Consider the following 1794-nt stretch of genomic DNA (forward strand, 5'->3'; position numbering starts at 1 on the left):
GCGCGGGGCGAGGTGCTCAGGCCGGCCCTGGGTTTCGGGCAAGCGGGGCGGGGCTCCGCCGGCCCCTAGCCGGCTGACGCCCGAGGACTGCCAGCGGATGAGACTCCTTGTTGTCTCTGCGAGCATGGGTGCGGGCCATGACGGCGCCGCCCGGGAGCTGGCGCGTCGGCTGGACCGGCACGGCCACGAGCCGGTCGTCGTCGACTTCCTGGATGCCATGCCCCTGCGGGTCGGACCTGTGCTCCGAGTGATCTACGGGTGGCAGCTGCGCACGGCGCCCTGGTCGTACGAGGCCAGCTACCGGCTGTGGGCGTGGGTCCCGGTGCTGTGCCTCCCGCTCATCGCCCTCATCGGCGTGCTCACCGGTCACCGGCTGCGCCGGTGGATCCAACGCGAGCGCGCCGACCTGGTGATCTCCACCTACCCGCTGGCGTCCCTGGCTCTCGGTCGCGACCGGCAGCGAGGCAAGCTACGGGTCCCGGTGGCGACGTTCGTGACCGACTTCGCCGTCCATCCGCTATGGACCCATCCCGGCATCGACCTGCACCTGTGCGTCCATGCCCAGGCCGCGGAGGCTGCGGCGCATCAGGCGAAGGGTCCCGCCGTGGCTCCCGGGCCTGCCGTGCCTCCCCGTTTCGGCGAGAACGCCGGCCGGCGGGCCGAGGTCCGTCGAGCCCTGGGGGTGACCGAGGACGAGGGCATCGTGCTCCTGATGGCGGGATCATGGGGCGTTGGAGACCTGGAGGCCACCTTCGATGACGTGGTGGCCACAGGTCGGTACACACCGTTGGTCGTGTGCGGTCGCAACGAGCGGCTGCGTCGGCGCCTGGCGACCAAGGGCGTGGGCCACGTGCTCGGATGGACCGACGACATGCCGGGGCTGATGGCTGCCGCCGACGCCCTCGTGGAGAACGCCGGCGGTCTGACTTGCATGGAGGCGTTCGCCGCCGGGCTGCCGGTGGTGAGCTTCCGACCCATCGCCGGCCACGGCAGGCAGAATGCCCTGGAGATGGACCGCGCCGGGGTGGCTGCCCTGGCGCACTCCGTAGCGGAGCTGGCGCCGACGCTCGATCGGGCCACCGGTCCGTTCGGCCGAGCCCAGGTGGAGGCGGGGCGGGCCATGTTCGTCTCCGACTCGGCGACCGAGGCGCTTCGCCTGGTCGGGCCGCGGGAGCCCGTCGTCGCCGGCGGGGCCCGCCCCGACGCTTCGCTGCTGGCCAGAGGGGCCACGCGGGCGGGGATCGCGGCGGCGGTGCTCAGTGTGGCGGTAGCGATCATGTACGCCGGCTTCACCGAGGGAGTGAGCGCGGCCACGGACCTGGGAATTGGCGTCACCCACATCCGCAACGGCGGAGGCACGTCGTACGTGGCGGTCCGACTGGGGGAGAATGTCCTCGACGATCCCGCGCTGCCGGCGATGCTGGCTCAGGACCATGTCACCGCCGTGGTCGACGGAGCGGTTGCCGTCGCCAATCCGCGTGATGTCAAAGCGCTGAGCGGAGCCGGCGTCGATGTGGCCAACGGCGGCTGGGGCCAGCACAGCGGGATCCAGTGGGAGCGGGCCAGTAGCGACGTCGTCAAGGCCAGCCAGGCGATCCGTGCCGCCACCGGCGAGCGCGTTCAGTATTTTGTGCCCGTGCGCAGCGTGGACGGGTTCGATCTGGTGTCGGCCCGCCTCATCAAGGAGCACGTGGTCCGGCCCACCGGAGTGACGATGCGCCCGTCCCTTCCCCGTCTCCGGGGTGGGGCGGTCTACGTGATCGACGCTCGCACGGGCGATCTCACGCAGTTGCG

1 protein-coding gene is annotated in these 1794 nt (G+C 71.9%); it reads left to right on the forward strand.

Annotation, left to right across the window (positions count from 1 at the left end):
* Positions 1-97: 97 nt before the first annotated feature.
* Positions 98-1794, forward strand: a 1697-nt coding sequence (locus VGF64_17725; protein ID HEY1636599.1) for a glycosyltransferase, incomplete at its 3' end; no start/stop codon positions are given.

The sequence above is a fragment of the Acidimicrobiales bacterium genome (genome assembly GCA_036491125.1).
Classification (GTDB): Bacteria; Actinomycetota; Acidimicrobiia; order Acidimicrobiales; family AC-9; genus AC-9.